The sequence below is a fragment of the Rhizobium leguminosarum genome (genome assembly GCF_001679785.1).
Taxonomy (GTDB): Bacteria; Pseudomonadota; Alphaproteobacteria; order Rhizobiales; family Rhizobiaceae; genus Rhizobium; species Rhizobium leguminosarum_R.
The window spans coordinates 158,576-174,669 of sequence record NZ_CP016289.1; the positions used below are offsets into that span (position 1 = coordinate 158,576).

A 16,094-nucleotide genomic window follows, 5' to 3' on the forward strand; every position below is an offset into this window, starting at 1 on the left:
CTACTTTCGATTGCCACCGCGTGAAGAGATTCCCTTAAGTACAATATCGGGCGAAGGCAGCATTCGGTAAGGTTCAGCGGGTCGGAGCAGAGATGCCGCCGGCTTTCGCATCCCTGCCCGAGGTAGCTCCGGCAGGATCCTCATTTTAAGCAGTCCAGTTGAATCGACGCATGCCAATCGCAGCCTTTGCCGCGAGCGGTCATTCAAAAACGTCAATGGAGGGATTTGACATGAACAGCAGAATCCTTATCCGCTGCATCGCAGCACTGGCTTCATCCACCATTCTCTGGTGTGCGGCCTCGCCCCTGCAAGCGCAGGACTCCCAACGAAAACCCAACATCCTGTTCATCGTTTCGGATGATACAGGCTATGGCGATCTCGGCCCCTATGGCGGGGGTGAAGGTCGTGGGATGCCGACCCCGAACATCGACAAGCTGGCTGAAGACGGCATGACCTTCTTCTCCTTCTACGCCCAGCCGAGCTGCACGCCCGGCCGCGCCGCCATGCAGACGGGGCGAATACCCAACCGCAGCGGCATGACGACAGTTGCCTTTCAGGGTCAGGGCGGCGGATTGCCAGCGGCGGAATGGACGCTTGCCTCCGTCCTGAAACGCGGTGGCTATCACACCTACTTCACCGGCAAATGGCATCTCGGCGAAGCGGACTATGCGCTACCGAACGCTCAGGGCTATGACGAAATGAGGTATGCCGGCCTCTATCATCTCAATGCCTACACCTATGCTGACCCTACCTGGTTTCCGGACATGGATCCGAAGCTGCGCGAAATGTTTCAAAGGGTGACGAAAGGGGCGCTTTCCGGCAAAGCCGGCGGACCCGTGACCGAAGAATTCAAGGTCAACGGGCAGTACGTCGACACACCCGTGATCGACGGCAAGGAGGGCGTTGTCGGCGTTCCCTTCTTTGACAGTTACGTCGAGAAGGCCGCACTGGGCTTTCTTGACGAGGCTGCCAAAAAGCCGGACGAACCCTTCTTCATCAACGTGAACTTCATGAAGGTCCACCAGCCGAACATGCCGGCCCCGGAGTTCGAGCACAAGTCCCTGTCGAAGTCGAAGTATGCGGACTCGATTGTGGAACTCGACACTCGCATTGGCCGGATCATGGACAAATTGCGGGAAACCGGAATGGACCGCAACACATTGGTTTTCTACACCACCGATAATGGGGCGTGGCAGGACGTCTATCCAGACGCCGGATACACCCCGTTCCGCGGAACCAAAGGCACCCTGCGAGAGGGTGGCAACCGTGTTCCTGCGATTGCGGTCTGGCCGGGAAAGATTAAACCCCGCACCAAGAACCACGACATCGTCGGCGGTCTCGATCTGATGGCGACATTCGCCGCAGTCGGCGCGGTTCCGCTGCCCGACAAGGATCGCGAAGACAAGCCTATCGTGTTCGATAGCTACGACATGTCGCCGATCCTGCTCGGCACCGGAAAATCGGAACGCAAGTCATGGTTCTACTTTACCGAAAACGAGCTCTCGCCCGGTGCGATACGCGTCAACAACTACAAGTTCGCATTCAATATCCGCGGGGATAACGGAGCCTCCACGGGCGGGCTGGCGGTCGACACCAACCTCGGCTGGAAGGGTGAGGAGAAGTATGTCGCCACGGTGCCCCAGGTGTTCGATCTGTGGCAGGACCCGCAGGAACGCTACGACATTTTCATGAACAATTTCACGGAGCGGACTTGGATGGGCGTCGTCATGGGCGAGGAATTGAAGAAAATCATGACCACCTACGTGGAGTACCCACCTCGCAAGCCCCAGAGCCTGACCTATAACGGTCCCATCACACTGTCGGATTACGATCGCTTCCAGTGGATACGGGACTCATTGGCAAAGGAAGGCGTGAGCATTCCGATGCCGACCGGCAACTGATATCGCGCGGCGGCCTGGATCCGGCCAGAGCCGCCGTCTTCCAACCGGCTATCTGACATCGCAGCAGCAATTTGGAGCACACCACAATGTTCGCGATCCACAATTTGTTCAAATCGGCCCGCGACGGAACGCTGGCCGTTACGGCGGCTCTCTTCTTCGTTACTTCTGCATACGCTCAAAACGATCCTTTACCCTCTTGGAACGATACTGCCTCGAAGGCTGCCATCGTCTCGTTTGTCGAAAAGGTTACCGGTCAGGGATCGCCTGACTTCGTCCCGGAACCGGAGCGCGTCGCCGTGTTCGACAATGACGGTACGCTGTGGGTCGAGCATCCAATGTATACGCAGCTTGCTTTCGCCCTGGACCGGGTGAAGGTGCTTGCTCCGCAGCATCCGGAATGGAAGGAAACGCAGCCGTTCAAGGCGGTGCTCGAAGGCGACATGAAGGCGCTCGCGGCATCCGGCGAAAAGGGCCTCGTCGAGCTCGTCATGACCACGCATGCCGGAATGACCAGCAGCGATTTCCAGAAGGTCGTGACCGATTGGCTCGCTTCGGCCCGTGACCCGAAATTCAAGCGGCCCTACACCGAACTCGTCTACCAGCCGATGGTCGAGCTTCTCGCCTATTTCCGCGCCAACGGCTTCAAGACTTTCATCGTTTCAGGCGGAGGCATCGAGTTCATGCGGCCATGGGCGGAAAAAGTCTACGGCGTCCCGCCCGAGCAGGTGATCGGCTCGTCGATCAAGACCGAGTTTAGGATGCAGGACGACACGCCGACCCTCTATCGGCTTCCCGAAGTCAACTTCATCGACGACAAGGCCGGCAAACCCGTCGGCATCAACCAGCATATCGGCCGCCGGCCGATTGCCGCCTTCGGCAATTCCGACGGAGATCTCCAAATGCTGCAATGGACGACCATGGGCGGTGGCCCCGCCAGGCTCGGCGTGCTGATCCATCATACCGATGCCGAGCGTGAATACGCCTACGACCGCGATACCGAATTCGGCCGCCTCGACAAGGCGCTGGACGCGGCCGCAATCGCCGGCTGGACCGTCGTCGATATGAAAGCCGACTGGAAGCAGGTGTTCAAGGACTAGGGGAATGAGCCGAGCGCCGAAGCGTTGCACGACGGCGCCGCGACCTTCTGGAACGTCGACAGGGAGCGATTGAGTGGCAGCGTCTGTTCGATCAGCAGCGGTGAGAGGGGTGGCCCTCCTGCTTTTCCTGTTGCTCGCCCTTGCCGGGCGGAGCCTTGCGAGTGACGCCGTCTCGACGCCCGCTGCCGACCCGCGAATATCGATCCATGAGGGTTTCGTGGACGAATGGACGTGCGGATCCTGTCACGCCGATCAGGCGGCGGCTTTTTCCAAGTCCCACCACGCGAAGGCCATGGCGTTGGCCAACGACGAAACGGTGCGCGGCGATTTCGACAATAGCAGGTTCGAACATGACCGGGTCGTCACGACCTTCACCCGCCGCGATGGCCGCTTCTTCGTGAACACCGAGGCAGCGGACGGCGGCCAAGCCGAGTTCGAAGTCAAATATACCTTCGCCTACGAGCCCCTGCAGCAATACCTCATCGACATCGGAGGCGGACGGCTGCAGGCTCTCGACATCGCCTGGGATACGGCTAGACGGCAGTGGTTCTGGCTCGGCGACGGCGCTCCTGCCAAACCGGGCTCGACCTATCATTGGACAGGTCCCTTCTATCGCTGGAACCGCACCTGCATCGATTGTCATTCGACCGATCCCCAGGCGAAGTTTCAACCGCAGACCAACGAATACAAGTCGACCTACGTCGCCACCAGCATAGGCTGCCAGTCCTGTCATGGTCCGGGCGCCAAGCACGTCGCTTCCGCGCAATCCGCCAACGCCTCATCCTCCGTCAAGCCGAATACAGGTCTGCCGAAAGTCGACGCAGGCATCTGCTTTGCCTGCCATGCCCGGCGCACCAGGCTGCTGGACGGCTATCAACCGGGAAAGCCCTTTCTCGACTATTTCTCCCCCGCCCTGCTCCGACAGGATCTTTATTTCCCGGACGGACAGATACTCGACGAGGTCTTCGAGTATGGTTCGTTTCAGCAAAGCAAGATGGCAAAGGCGGGCGTGACCTGTCTTGACTGTCATCGGCCGCACGATGCCGGCCTGAAAGCCGAGGGCAATGCACTGTGCACGCAATGCCACACGGAGACGAAGCCGGAGCGCTTCGTCAACCAGGACCCGAGCGGGCTGTTCGACGCTCCCGAGCACACCCGTCACCAGGCCGGCTCCACCGGAGCACAATGCGCCAACTGCCACATGCCGGAACGCACCTACATGAAGGTCGACCCGCGCCGCGACCACTCCTTCGTCATCCCCCGGCCAGACCTGTCGGCAGCCCTCGGAATGCCGAATGCGTGCACGACCTGCCATGTCGGCAGAACGAATGATTGGGCAGCCGAAACAATGGACAAATGGTATGGAGCGCAATGGCGCAAACGCCCGTCGATCGCCCATGCCTTTGCCGGAGCTGCGAACGGAGATCAAGCTGCGGTGGAGGCTCTGCGCATCCTTGTCGGCGACCATACCCAAGCAGGAATTGTCAGGGGCAGCGCCATCGCCGCAATGAGCAGGACTGGCGGCGCGGATATCGCCGCCGACATTCAAACGGCTGCAGCCGATGCAGATCCGCTCGTCAGGCTCGGTGCTGCGGAAGCGGCACGCAACATTCCTTCGGAGCAGAGGCTGGAGGCGATCGGTAAGCTGCTCGGCGATCAAACGCGCGCGGTGCGCGTTGCTGCCGCCAACGCACTCGCCGGCACTCCGCCCCACCTCTTCGGCGATCAGCAGGGCAATTTCGAAGCCGCTGTCGCGGACCTGCGCGCCTATGTCGAAACGAATGGCGACGTCGCGGAAACACAAAGCAGTTATGGTTTCTTCCTGTTCGCCAGACAGCGTACGGCTGAGGCCGAAGCCGCCTTCCGGCGGGCGATTTCGCTCGACCCGACACTGGAGACAATGCGCATCAATCTCGCCGAGTTCTATCGTGCTACCGGCCGAAACGACAGGTCAGAGCAGACCTATGCCGAAGCGATCGGTATGGCGCCCGAACGCGCAGATCTGCGTTACGGACATGCGCTCTCCCTGGTGCGCAAGCGGGCTTTGGCCGAAGCTATTACGGAACTCGCGGAAGCGGTGCGGCTCGATCCGCAAAACTCCCGCTACAAGACGACCTTTGCCGTCGCTCTCGATTCCGCTGGCCGGACAGAAGAGGCACTGGACAGACTGGATGGTTGGGCGGCGGGCGCAGACGCCGACGTCATCGGCCTGGCACTCCAATACAGTCTCAAGCTTCGACGGCTGCCGGAGGCGCTGAAACACGCCGAAGCCCTGGCGCGACTGAGACCTGAGGACTTGGAGATTTCAGGCCTCATCGGGCAGCTGAAGCAGGCGATCAACGGAAAATAGGTATTTAGGCTTGTCGAAATCTACTTCTCGCTGCACAGTGCCGACTCGGGACAGCATTGCCGAGGCGACAAACGAGATCGGGGGATTCTCATGAAAGCCATATACTTGCGTGCCATTCTGCTATTGGCGGGGATCTCCGCCGCGTCGGCCGGCAACGCCGCCGATATCACGCCGCTCACGCCGGAAGCAAAAACGGTCGAGAGCCAGAGCGGCTGGGAATTCACCTTCGCGCCATATTTCTGGGCTGCCGGCTTATCCGGCGATATTGGGCAGTTTGGGCTCCCGGAAGTTCATGTCGACGCGGATTTCGGCGATATTCTTGAAAATCTCGACTTCGCTTTCATGGCGGCAGGTGAAGCAAGATACGATCGCTTCAGCATCGTCGGTGACGTGATCTATACCAAGCTCGGTGCCGACGCCGACACACCTGCCGGCATCCTCGCCGAGAGCGTCGATGTGACATCGAAGACCTTCGCGGGATTTCTTGGCGTCGGTTACGCCGTGCTCGAAGACCAAAATGGCCACCTCGACGTGGTTGGTGGCATGAAGGTCTGGTCGGCCAAAACCGAGATCTCCTTCAATGGCGGCATTCTCGCCGGAGTGGATGTCGAAGACAGCGCCACTTGGGTCGATGCCGTCGCCGGCGTCCGAGGAAACTACTTCTTCACGCCGGAAATCTATCTCACCGGATGGGGGCTGGTGGGCGCCGGCGGCGCCGATCTCGACTGGGACGTGGCGTTGGGCCTGGGCTACAAGTTCAACGACAGCATCTCGGCGGTCGCGGGATATCGCGCACTGGGCGTCAATTACGACAATGACGGGTTCGTCTTCGACGTCGTCCAGCAGGGGCCGATCTTAGGGGTGGCCATCCGGTTCTAACGCCCGGGCCGGCGAACTTCGTACTGTCAGCGATTCATCCTTCCAGAATCCTCGCCTTTTGAAGTCCTGCTGTCCACGATGAGCCGGAACAATGACTTCCCCCGAAGCAGAAGAGCCGCCGTAACAAGAACAGCGACTCGCAGTTCGGTATCAACAGGATCGGTCCGGGGGATATCGTTTCACTCCGGAGAAAGCCTGCCTCGCGGGCTGGGTTCGATCGGATCATGGAGACATTGATGAAGAAAATCGCTTCTTGGGTAGTATTGGTTGTCGCGCCGCTCGGTGTCTGGACAGGGACTGCAGCCGCTCAGTCAAGCGAAGATCTCGCGAAGAAGCTGTCGAACCCGATCGCCTCGCTGATCAGCGTGCCCTTCCAGTTCAACTACGACCACGGCTACGGTCCCGAAGATGGCGACAAGGCAACTCTGAACATCCAGCCGGTCATTCCCTTCAAGATAAACGAGGACTGGAACGTCATCTCGCGCACCATCCTGCCAGTCACATGGCAGAACGACATTGCCGGACCGTTGGGAACGCAGTTTGGTCTGGGCGACATCACGCAAAGCTTCTTCTTCTCGCCGTCCAAGCCGACCGAGAGCGGCATCGTCTGGGGCGTCGGCCCCGTGTTCCTGCTGCCGACGGCGACGGACGAGCTCCTCGGAAGCGGCAAGTGGGGCGCGGGTCCGACAGCGGTCGTCCTTAAGCAGGACGGCCCCTGGACTTACGGCTTTCTCGGGAACCACATCTGGTCGTTCGCTGGTCAAAGCGATCGCGAGGATGTGAGTTCGACGTTCCTCCAGCCGTTCCTCTCCTACACGACCAAGGACGCCTGGACATTCTCGCTGAATACGGAGTCGACATATAACTGGGAAACGAATGACTGGTCGGTACCGATCAACTTCGCAGTCGCCAAGCTGATTACCATCGACAAGCAGCCGATCAGCCTGACGGCGGGCATACGATATTGGGCAGCGGCTCCAGACAATGGCCCGGAAGGACTCGGCTTCCGCGTCGCGGTCACGTTCCTCTTTCCGAAGTGAAACCGCAGCCGGGGGCGCTGCCCGAAGATCTTCCGGGGCTCGGATTTACGATCCTCCCGGGAATGTGGGCTCGTCTGGTATTCATCGCGAGACTGCTCCAGCACATGAAAAGTCGCGCGGCGCTTTAGTAGCAAAAGCTCAACCTTCTTTTGCTATCGCTGGAGCCGATTGCGTTGGAGACGATTTCGGCGATGAAAATTCCGACAGTAATGGTTTTGATGGCGGCCCTGCTGCAGCCGGTCTCAGCCTTCGGCGAGACCGAATGGATGGGCGGCGCGAGACAATGGTCGGTCGGCTTTGCGAACGAGAGCCCGCATCCCTATTGCCGCCTGCTGTGGGACAGCGAGATCGGCAAGACCATGGAATTCCGCCAGAGCGCGACCGAGACGTTCTGGCTGGTCGCAAAGACCACATGGGACATTCCGGCCGACACCAAGACCGAGGTGACGCTGACCGACCGTACGGCGACGAAAGTCATCGCTGCCGATTTCTTCGACAAGAACACGCTTCGCCTCTGGGGTCCGGCCAGCAAGGGGAGCGCCGGACTGAAGAAGATCATCAAGAATTCCTTTGCCGGAATGCCTGACGTGCAGATCAGCTTTGCCGGCGACGAAGGCGACTGGACGCTGCCGCTCTCGCGGGTGGAGCAGCTCTACCCGACCTTCGCCCAGTGCCTCAAACGTCTCGAGGCCGGCGAAAAGCCAAAGCAGAATTCCGAAACCCAGCCGTTCTGAGGCCGATCACAGCGGCGGCGCAGTCTCGCGGATCAGGCTGCGGACAGCCTCGATATCGCCGTTGAGTGGCCGTTCGTCGCCATAATGGGCAACATGTTCCCGCACGGCCTGATAGACAAGGTCGGTGCCTGGCGCCCGCGGCGCCGTCGCCGCCAGGAAATCATGTGCCTGGGCAGCGGCCATCAGCTCGATCGCCAGGATGTATTCGGCATTGTCGATGACGGTGAGCAGCTTGCCGGCGGCGGCCGTCGGATGCGCGAGAAAATCTTCCTGCAGGCCCGAGGTCAGCCCGCCGTCCATGGCCGCTGGCGCGGCAAGGCGGCGGTTCTCGTTGCTGAGGGCGGCTGCGGTATATTGGGCGATCATCAAGCCGGAATGGCTGCCGGCGTCGCTAGCCAGAAACGGAGGCAGGCCGCTTACCAGCGGGTTAACGAGCCGGTCCATACGCCGTTCGCTGATCGCGCCGATCTGAGCGAGCGCAATCGCCAGGCTATCGGCCGCCTGCCCGAGCGCCGGGGCAACCGCATGCGCCTCGGAGGAGACGATCGGCTGTTCCGGCGTGCCTGAGACAGCCGGATTATCCGTCACCGAGGCAAGCTCCTGATCGACGACGCGGGCGGAATTGTCGAAGACATCGCGGGTGGCGCCATGGGCATGCGGCACCGAGCGAAGGCTCAACGCATCCTGCGTGCGCCGGCCGAAGGCGGCGGCGACAAGACCGCTGCCGGCAAGCCGCGCGCGCAGCGTCGCTCCGACTTTCTCTATTCCCGCCGATGGGCGCAGCGCCAGCACAGCCGCGTCGAAGGCGGCGATCTGGCAGCCCGCCGCTTCCAGCGTCAGGGCTGCGATCGCATCGGCCCAGTCGAGCAGCCGCTCGGCGCGGGACAGCGCGACAGTGGTCAGGCCGGTGGCGCAGGCCGTGCCGTTGACGAGGCTCAAGCCCTCCTTGGCACCGAGCACCAACGGTTCGAGCCCGATCGCGGCAAGCGCCTCGCGGCCGCTCATGCGCCGGCCGCCCAGATCAGCGCTGCCTTCGCCGATCAGAACAAGCGCGATATGGGCATTGTGGACGAGATAACCGGCCGAGCCCTTGGACGGCACGTCGGGAATGCAATCATGTTCCAGCAGCGCCGCAAGATGCTGGACGATCTCGCGCCGCACGCCGGAATGGCCATGGGCGAAATTGGCGATCTCAGCGGCGATGATGGCGCGCACCTCGCGGGCAGCCAGCAATGGGCCGACGCCGCAGGCGTGGCTGAGCACGATGCTGCGCGACAACAGGCTCTGCGAGGCCCGATCGACGACGGTATCCGCCAGCGCTCCGACGCCGGTATTAACGCCGTAGGCGCGCACGCCCGTTTCGACGATACGCGCAACGATGCGGCTTGCCTGCTCGACCCGACCCCAGGCGTCCGGTGAGAGCGCGAGCGCTTCCCCTGCCCCGACGCGCGCGACATGGCGCCAGGTCAGCACGGCATCGATCGTGATCGTCATTGACCGCTTCCGAAATGGCCGATGAACTGGCGGAAAGCGGGTGTCGCGCCGCCGGTGAACATCTCGTCCGGCTTGCCGCTGCTTTCGATCAAGCCTTCGCGCATGAAGACGACGCGGTTCGAGACGTTGCGGGCAAAGCTCATCTCATGGGTGACGACGAGCATGGTCATGCCTTCCTCGGCAAGCGCGCGCATGACGCGCAGCACCTCGCCGACAAGCTCCGGATCGAGCGCCGAAGTCGGCTCGTCGAACAGCATGACCTTCGGTTTCATCGCCAGCGCCCGGGCGATCGCCGCGCGCTGCTGCTGGCCGCCGGAAAGATGGGCCGGATAGGCATGACGTTTATCTGATATGCCGACCTTTTCGAGCAGCGCTTCGGCCTCGGCGATGCAGTCGGCGCGCGGCCGCTTCAGCACATGGATCGGACCCTCGATGACGTTCTGCAGGATCGTCATGTGGGACCAGAGATTGAAGGACTGGAACACCATGCCGAGCTCGGAGCGGATATGGTCCACCTGCTTCTGGCTGGCCGGCTTGCTTCGCCCGCCCTTGTGCACCATGCGGACCTCCTCGCCGTCGACCCAGATCTCGCCGTCACTGGCGGTTTCGAGCATATTGATGCAGCGCAGAAAGGTCGACTTGCCGGAGCCGGAGGCGCCGAGCAGCGAGATCACATCGCCGTCTTCCGCATCGAGGGAAATGCCGCGCAAGACCTCGTGCGTACCAAAGCTCTTGCGGATATTGCGGACCGATAGTCGGGTTACGCCTGGCATGGGTGCTCCAATCGGGTCACGAGCATGATGCCGAAAAGTGTGAGCGGTTTTCGGACAACATCATGCTCTAACTATTTAGTTTAGAACAGGATTCAGATTTTAGGCCGACCCGGCCTAAAATCATCCTGTTCTAGATCGTCTACGCCTTCAGCGCCTGCGGGGCCGCGCGGCGGTGTCGGGACAGCGAATATTCGAGCAAGGCCATGCCCTGCAGGATGATGAAGTTGAGGACGAGATAGATAATCGCCGCGCAGAGAAAGACTTCCATCGTGCGGTAGGTCTGCGAGATCAGCCGCTGGGCGACGCCGGTCACTTCCCAGACGGTGACGAGGCTTGCGAGCGCCGTCGACTTCATCATCAGCACGATCTCGGTGGAATAGGCCGGCAGCGCGTGGCGGAAGGCGATCGGCGCTAGGATACGGCGGACCAGCAGGAAGCCGGACATACCAATCGAGCGCGCCGCTTCGATCTCCTTCGGCGAGACGGCGCGAATGCCGCCACGGAAGATCTCCGCCGTATAGCCGGCGGTGCAGAGCGCCAGCGACAGCACGGCGCAGACCATAGGCTCGCGCAGGAACGGCCAGAGGAAGGAATAGCGGATGAAGCCGAACTGGCCGAGGCCGTAGAACACCAGGAACATCTGGATCAGCAGCGGCGAGCCGCGGAAGATGAAGATGTAACCCTTGGCGAAGCTAGAAAGCACCGGGTTGCCGCTGGTCCGCATCCAGACGATGACGAGCGCCAGCAGGCCACCTGTGATGATCGACAGCGAAAACAGGATGAGCGTCGTCGGTACGGCCTTGAGCAGGGTGACCAGGGTCGAGGCGATGAAGGTGAAATCCATTGTCGCCTCCTTACGCTTGGCCCATGGCGGATGCCGGCATACTGCGGTTGGCGCGGCGTTCGGCCCCATTGAAGATGCTGTCCGAAAGGCTTGTCAGGAGCAGATAGAGGCAGCCGCCGGCGATGAAGAACAGGAAATATTGCCGGGTCGAGCCTGCCGCCACCTGGCTGGTGCGCATCAGCTCGGCAAGGCCGGTGACGGAGATCAGCGCCGAATCCTTGAGACTGAGCTGCCACACGTTGCCGAGGCCGGGAATGGCGAGGCGAAACACCTGCGGCATGATGATGCGGCGAAGGCGCATGCCGCGATGCATGCCGATCGCCGAGGCGGCTTCGAGCTCGCCCTTGGAGATGGCAAGGAAGGCGCCGCGGAACACCTCCGCCTGGTAGGCGCCGGAGATGATGCCGACGGCAAGCGCGCCTGCGATAAAGGAGGGCAAGCCGAGGAAACCCTCGTAACCCATTGCCTGGCCGATCGCGGTGACGGCCGAGGAGCCGCCGAAATAGATGAGATAGATGATCAGCAGTTCGGGCACGCCGCGAAACACGGTCGTATAGACGTTGCCGAGCGTGACGAGGAAAAGATTGCCGGAGAGTTTTGCCGCCGCGACGATCGCGCCGAGCACCGCGCCGATCGCCAGCGCCGTAGCCGTGACGGCCAGCGTCATCAAGGCGGCGGCAATGAGCAGCGCGCCCCATCCGGTCGAGCCGAAGCCGAGCAGTTCCAAGCTTGCCATAGCGTCCGTTCCCCGTCCGTGGCAGTGTTTTGCGGATTGACAATAACACGCAGTCCCCGGCGATAAAGCCGGAGACCCGTGTCTGCGGCCGAAAGGCCGAACGTTTACTGCTGCGGGCTGACGTCCATCTTGAACCACTTCATCGACAGGGTCTTAACCGTGCCGTCGGCGAGTGCGGACTTGATCGCTACATTAAACTTGTCGCGCAGGTCCGTATCGGCCTTGCGCAGGCCGAGACCTTCACCCTCGCCCCAGATCGAGCCGGCGATCTCTGGGCCGGTGAAGGCGAGCGTGTCGTTGGCGGCCTTAAACGCGTTGGCGAAATAGACGGCGTCATCGAAGCCGAGATCGATACGGCCGTTCTGCAGGTCGAGGTCGCGATCGGCGCCGGTCTTGTATTCGCGGATCTCGGCAATGTCGCCGAAATTGTCATAGACGAACTTGGCGTAGACGGTCGCCGCCTGGATGCCGATCGTCTTGCCCTTGAAGACTTCCTTCAGCGCGTCGATCTCCTTCACGCCGGTCTGGCCGAGCGTCATCTTGATCGTGGCGCCGGTGCCGGCGGCGTTCGCCAGCGGGCTGTCCTTGGCGGCGGCGAAGGCGGCGGGCGTGGCGGCATAGGGAATGGTGAAGTCGATGATCTTCTTGCGCTCTTCGGTAATCGATAGGGCATCCATGATAACGTCGAACTTGCCGGCGTTGAGCGCCGGGATCATGCCGTCCCAGTCGGAGGCAACCAGCGTGCATTCGATCTTGGCGCGTTCGCAGAGCACCTTGGCAAGTTCCGGCTCGAAGCCGCCGAGCGTGCCGTCGGCATTGGTGAGGTTCCAGGGCGCATAGGCACCTTCGAGAGTGATAGTCGCCTTCGTCCAGTCCTTGGAAAAGGCAGGCGCGGCAAAGGCGGAAAAAGCCGCCACACCGCAAAACAGGATTGCGCTGAATTTCATTTGTGAATTCTCCTCTGGAGTTGAAACAGACCTTGCGGCACCACGGCCGATCTTCGCCGGCTTGCCCTTTCCTGTCCTATTTCTGTTTCAAGGACCGACTGGGAGGTTGTATATGGTACCATATGAGATATTTTGTGATATGCAAGTGGGAATGTCGATTTATGTGGCGAATTCCATTGATGCAAAAGGAATAGGCAATGAAGCGTTCCGGCGAGATGAAGCGCGAACTGGCGGAAAATGACAGCACGCCGCTTTATGCCGGCGTCAAGCAAGTGATCCTCGACCGCATTCACAGCGGCGAGTGGCCGCCGAAATACCGCGTGCCCTCGGAAAACGAGTTGGTCGTCGAACTTGGCGTCAGCAAGATGACTGCCAACCGGGCGCTGCGCGAACTTGCCAACGAGGGCGAACTCATCCGCATCCAGGGCGTCGGCTCCTTCGTCGCCGAGCGCAAGGGCTATTCGGCGCTGTTCGAGGTCCGCAACATCGCCGAGGAAATCGCCGAACGCGGCCATGTCCACGAGGCCTCCGTCATCGTCCTCGCCCAGGAAACCGCCTCTCCCGAGATTGCCGACGCGCTGGAACTGCCGATTGGTGCCGCGGTTTTCCACTCGCTGATCGTCCACAGCGAAAATGGCGTTCCGGTGCAGATCGAGGATCGTTTCGTCCATCCGGAGGCCGCTCCCGAATATCTCGCCCAGGATTTCACCACGCTGACGCCGAACGCCTATCTGACCGCTGCGGCCCCGCTCAGCGGCTCCGAGCACGTCGTCGAGGCGGCGATGCCGCAGGCCTGGGAATGCAAGCTCTTGACCATCATGAAGACCGAACCCTGCCTGACGATCCGCCGGCGCACTTGGTCTGCAAAGCAGGTGGTCTCGACCGCCCGCCTCGTCTATCCCGGCCATCGCTACCGGCTCGAAGCCCGCAGCGGCAAGATGTTCGAGGAGTGAAAACATGCCCATGTTGTATATGGAACATGGGCAGTTATTGGGATGCCGGCGTGAAACGCGCCACCAGCGCGTGACGATCACCGGGATAGGTGAAGCGCACATGCGTCACTGGGCCGGCATTGCTCCAGGTGCGGCGTTCGACGACGAGGCAGGCGGTATGGCGTGGTATATCGAGAGCCGCGGCCAGCTCGGCACCAGCTGAGACGGCATGGATCCGGTGTTCGGCCGTGCTCCACGGCACCTGGTTGAGCAGCCACGGCCCCGGTGCCATCGTCAGGAAGTCGGCATCGGCGGCTTCAGGAACCGTCGCAAGACTGATCAGCCGCTCCTCCAGACAGAAGGGGCGCATGCCGGCATTGTGGATACAGACCACCTCGACGACCGAGGACGCCACAGGCAGCTCCAGCCGGCGGCTGTCATCCGCCTTGGCCTTGCGGCTCGCCTTCTTCGAAACCGCATAGGAATAGGGCAGGTTCAGCGACTGCACCTCGGCCTTGATGTCGTGGATTTCGAGAATGGCCGATTGCGCCTGCGGCTGGGTGACGAAGCTGCCGGATTTCTTGCGGCGCTCGATGAGGCCAGCCTTGGCAAGCTGGGTCAGCACCTTGTTCACGGTCATGCGCGAGCAGTCATACTGCGTGGCGAGATCGACCTCGAAGGGAATGCGGTGCCCCGGCGGCCAATCGCCCGAGACGATACGGCCCTCGATGTCGCTCAGGATACGCTGATGCAAGGTGGGATCCCTGCTTTGGTTCATCGCCACGTTCCGATTGGTCTCCCGCTATCTCTTTGTTTTTACGCAATCCCGGACGCAAAACCGCTACACACTTTTGCTGGAATTGCTCTAATTCGAATGCCTGGACAGGAAAAGCTCTTTTTCAGGCGGCCAGCAACTCGCCCATCGCCGCGAGGAAACGCCGGTCGATGGCGTCGCGCCTGAGATGGCGTCCGCCCTCCACCTGCTTGCGGCCGCGCGCCCAGGCACAATCGACGGAAACGCCGCCTGCAAACAGCCAGTGATCGAGGATCTGGTCACCCGTGAGATAAGGAACGGCCGTCGTATCGAGCGAAACGATATCGGCATGATGCCCCTCAGCGAGACCTGTTGGTGCTTTCAGTGCGGCACCGCCGCCGGCAAGCGCTTGGCTGAATAGCGAAAGCGCCGTCGAACCGCCGGGTGCTGCGACGACGTTGCGGGCGCGAAGCGCCAGGCGCTGCGAATATTCGAGCTGACGCAGTTCCTCCGGCACGGAGATCAGCACGTTGGAATCCGAACCGATGCCATAACGCCCGCCCTCTTCGAGGAAAAGCGGCGCGGCAAAGGCGCCGTCGCCGAGATTGGCTTCGGTGATCGGGCAGAGGCCGGCCACCGCGCCGCTTTTCGCCATCCGCCGCGTTTCGTCCTCGGTCATGTGCGTCGCATGGATCAGGCACCAGCGCTCATCCACAGGCGCGTGATCGAGCAGCCATTGCACAGGCCGCGCCCCGGACCAGGCGATGCAGTCCTCGACCTCCTTCACCTGCTCGGCGACATGGATATGGATGGGACCGTCGCCCGCCATCGACACGAGCCTTGTGAGCTCGTCCGGTGTCGCGGCCCGCAGACTGTGCGGCGCCAGCCCGAGCTCGGCGCCATCGAGCCGGCCGGTCACCGCCCGACATCCCTCCATCAGCCTTTCGAAGCTTTCGAGCGAATTGATGAAGCGCCGCTGGCCGTCGATGGGCGCGCCACCGCCGAAGCCGGAATGAGCGTAGAAGACCGGCAGCAGCGTCAGGCCGATGCCGGTCTCTTCGCTTGCCGCGCCGATGCGTTCGGCAAGCTCGGCGATATTGGCGTAAGCGCTGCCATCCCTGTCGTGGTGGAGATAGTGAAACTCGCCGACGCGGGAAAAACCGGCCTCCAGCATCTCCGTATAAAGCTTGGCGGCGACCGCTTCGACGTGATCCGGCGTCATCGCCAGGGCAAACTTGTACATGACAGTGCGCCAGCTCCAGAAGCTGTCATTTGCCGGGCCGCGTACTTCGGCAAGGCCGGCCATCGCCCGCTGGAAGGCATGGCTGTGCACGTTCGCCATGGCGGGAACGAGGAGAGCGTGGCGTTCGTCGCCGGGCTCGGGAGCAGCGCCGATGTCGATCCGCGCAATACGTCCGGCCTCAAGTGTCAGCCGCACATCTTTCTGCCAGCCCTGCGGCGTCAGCGCCGTGCCTGCATGAAGTGTGGTCATGGCCTTCCTCTCCTCTTGCCGTGCCGCCGATCTTTCTTTTCCAGAAAAGCGCACAAAATTTCTCTTGTCACCTGTCGATTATGTATATACATGTTTTAGCATAAGGAAAGGCGCAAAGCTG

Annotated in this window: 14 protein-coding genes; 7 read left to right on the forward strand and 7 right to left on the reverse strand. The window is 61.6% G+C overall.

From position 1 onward, the window contains the following. Positions 1 to 230: 230 nt before the first annotated feature. The 6 genes from BA011_RS32290 (at position 231) to BA011_RS32315 (ending at position 8,001) form a co-directional block, all read left to right on the forward strand. Entirely contained in the window at positions 231 to 1,901 is a 1,671-nt protein-coding gene (locus BA011_RS32290; protein ID WP_065283864.1) for an arylsulfatase, read from the forward strand. Between the two features lie 86 nt (positions 1,902 to 1,987). After that, positions 1,988 to 2,998 (forward strand): HAD family hydrolase, encoded by a 1,011-nt coding sequence (locus BA011_RS32295; RefSeq protein WP_065283865.1) that lies wholly within the window; start codon positions 1,988 to 1,990, stop codon positions 2,996 to 2,998. Positions 2,999 to 3,071: 73 nt separating this feature from the next. Then, positions 3,072 to 5,348: a tetratricopeptide repeat protein gene (locus BA011_RS32300; RefSeq protein ID WP_065283866.1), complete on the forward strand. Its 2,277-nt coding sequence runs from the start codon at positions 3,072 to 3,074 to the stop codon at positions 5,346 to 5,348. A gap of 90 nt (positions 5,349 to 5,438) precedes the next feature. Then, on the forward strand, positions 5,439 to 6,227 hold the full coding sequence (locus BA011_RS32305; protein WP_065283867.1) for a DUF481 domain-containing protein: 789 nt from the start codon (positions 5,439 to 5,441) through the stop codon (positions 6,225 to 6,227). A 224-nt stretch (positions 6,228 to 6,451) separates the two neighbouring features. Further along, entirely contained in the window at positions 6,452 to 7,267 is an 816-nt protein-coding gene (locus tag BA011_RS32310) for a hypothetical protein (RefSeq protein WP_065283868.1), read from the forward strand. A gap of 191 nt (positions 7,268 to 7,458) precedes the next feature. Then, entirely contained in the window at positions 7,459 to 8,001 is a 543-nt protein-coding gene (locus BA011_RS32315; protein ID WP_065284164.1) for a hypothetical protein, read from the forward strand. 6 nt (positions 8,002 to 8,007) lie between these two features. Here the strand turns inward: BA011_RS32315 and BA011_RS32320 are convergent, their stop codons facing one another. The 5 genes from BA011_RS32320 to BA011_RS32340 all read right to left on the reverse strand — a co-directional run bounded on the left by BA011_RS32320 (position 8,008) and on the right by BA011_RS32340 (position 12,795). Then, a complete protein-coding gene (locus BA011_RS32320; protein ID WP_065283869.1) occupies positions 8,008 to 9,495 on the reverse strand; it encodes an HAL/PAL/TAL family ammonia-lyase in 1,488 nt (495 codons plus the stop codon). Then, entirely contained in the window at positions 9,492 to 10,268 is a 777-nt protein-coding gene (locus BA011_RS32325) for an ABC transporter ATP-binding protein (RefSeq protein ID WP_017968271.1), read from the reverse strand. The genes BA011_RS32320 and BA011_RS32325 overlap by 4 nt, the downstream gene beginning before the upstream one ends. Positions 10,269 to 10,407: 139 nt before the next feature. Next, entirely contained in the window at positions 10,408 to 11,112 is a 705-nt protein-coding gene (locus BA011_RS32330; RefSeq protein WP_065283870.1) for an ABC transporter permease, read from the reverse strand. A 10-nt stretch (positions 11,113 to 11,122) separates the two neighbouring features. Then, a complete protein-coding gene (locus BA011_RS32335; RefSeq protein ID WP_065283871.1) occupies positions 11,123 to 11,848 on the reverse strand; it encodes an ABC transporter permease in 726 nt (241 codons plus the stop codon). A gap of 104 nt (positions 11,849 to 11,952) precedes the next feature. Beyond that, on the reverse strand, positions 11,953 to 12,795 hold the full coding sequence (locus BA011_RS32340) for a transporter substrate-binding domain-containing protein (protein WP_065283872.1): 843 nt from the start codon (positions 12,793 to 12,795) through the stop codon (positions 11,953 to 11,955). A gap of 197 nt (positions 12,796 to 12,992) precedes the next feature. On the opposite strand from BA011_RS32340, the gene hutC (BA011_RS32345) reads away from it, so the two are divergent. Continuing rightward, positions 12,993 to 13,748 (forward strand): histidine utilization repressor, encoded by a 756-nt coding sequence (gene hutC, locus BA011_RS32345; protein WP_065283873.1) that lies wholly within the window; start codon positions 12,993 to 12,995, stop codon positions 13,746 to 13,748. A 34-nt stretch (positions 13,749 to 13,782) separates the two neighbouring features. On the opposite strand, the gene hutC (BA011_RS32350) is transcribed toward hutC (BA011_RS32345), so the two are convergent. Together hutC (BA011_RS32350) and BA011_RS32355 are read right to left on the reverse strand one after the other, a co-directional pair. After that, complete coding sequence (hutC, locus tag BA011_RS32350) at positions 13,783 to 14,505, reverse strand: histidine utilization repressor (RefSeq protein ID WP_065283874.1); 723 nt, start codon at positions 14,503 to 14,505, stop codon at positions 13,783 to 13,785. A 121-nt stretch (positions 14,506 to 14,626) separates the two neighbouring features. Next, entirely contained in the window at positions 14,627 to 15,973 is a 1,347-nt protein-coding gene (locus tag BA011_RS32355) for a formimidoylglutamate deiminase (protein WP_065283875.1), read from the reverse strand. Positions 15,974 to 16,094 lie beyond the last annotated feature (121 nt).

Excerpts from the sequence above, each read along its gene's own strand:
- BA011_RS32290 (WP_065283864.1), top strand. The coding sequence starts at position 231 with ATGAACAGCAGAATCCTTATCCGCTGCATCGCAGCACTGGCTTCATCC.
- BA011_RS32295 (WP_065283865.1), top strand. The coding sequence starts at position 1,988 with ATGTTCGCGATCCACAATTTGTTCAAATCGGCCCGCGACGGAACGCTG.
- BA011_RS32305 (WP_065283867.1), top strand. The coding sequence starts at position 5,439 with ATGAAAGCCATATACTTGCGTGCCATTCTGCTATTGGCGGGGATCTCC.
- BA011_RS32310 (WP_065283868.1), top strand. The coding sequence starts at position 6,452 with ATGGAGACATTGATGAAGAAAATCGCTTCTTGGGTAGTATTGGTTGTC.
- BA011_RS32315 (WP_065284164.1), top strand. The coding sequence starts at position 7,459 with ATGAAAATTCCGACAGTAATGGTTTTGATGGCGGCCCTGCTGCAGCCG.
- BA011_RS32320 (WP_065283869.1), bottom strand. The coding sequence starts at position 9,495 with ATGACGATCACGATCGATGCCGTGCTGACCTGGCGCCATGTCGCGCGC.
- BA011_RS32325 (WP_017968271.1), bottom strand. The coding sequence starts at position 10,268 with ATGCCAGGCGTAACCCGACTATCGGTCCGCAATATCCGCAAGAGCTTT.
- BA011_RS32330 (WP_065283870.1), bottom strand. The coding sequence starts at position 11,112 with ATGGATTTCACCTTCATCGCCTCGACCCTGGTCACCCTGCTCAAGGCC.
- BA011_RS32335 (WP_065283871.1), bottom strand. The coding sequence starts at position 11,848 with ATGGCAAGCTTGGAACTGCTCGGCTTCGGCTCGACCGGATGGGGCGCG.
- BA011_RS32340 (WP_065283872.1), bottom strand. The coding sequence starts at position 12,795 with ATGAAATTCAGCGCAATCCTGTTTTGCGGTGTGGCGGCTTTTTCCGCC.
- hutC (WP_065283873.1), top strand. The coding sequence starts at position 12,993 with ATGAAGCGTTCCGGCGAGATGAAGCGCGAACTGGCGGAAAATGACAGC.
- hutC (WP_065283874.1), bottom strand. The coding sequence starts at position 14,505 with ATGAACCAAAGCAGGGATCCCACCTTGCATCAGCGTATCCTGAGCGAC.
- BA011_RS32355 (WP_065283875.1), bottom strand. The coding sequence starts at position 15,973 with ATGACCACACTTCATGCAGGCACGGCGCTGACGCCGCAGGGCTGGCAG.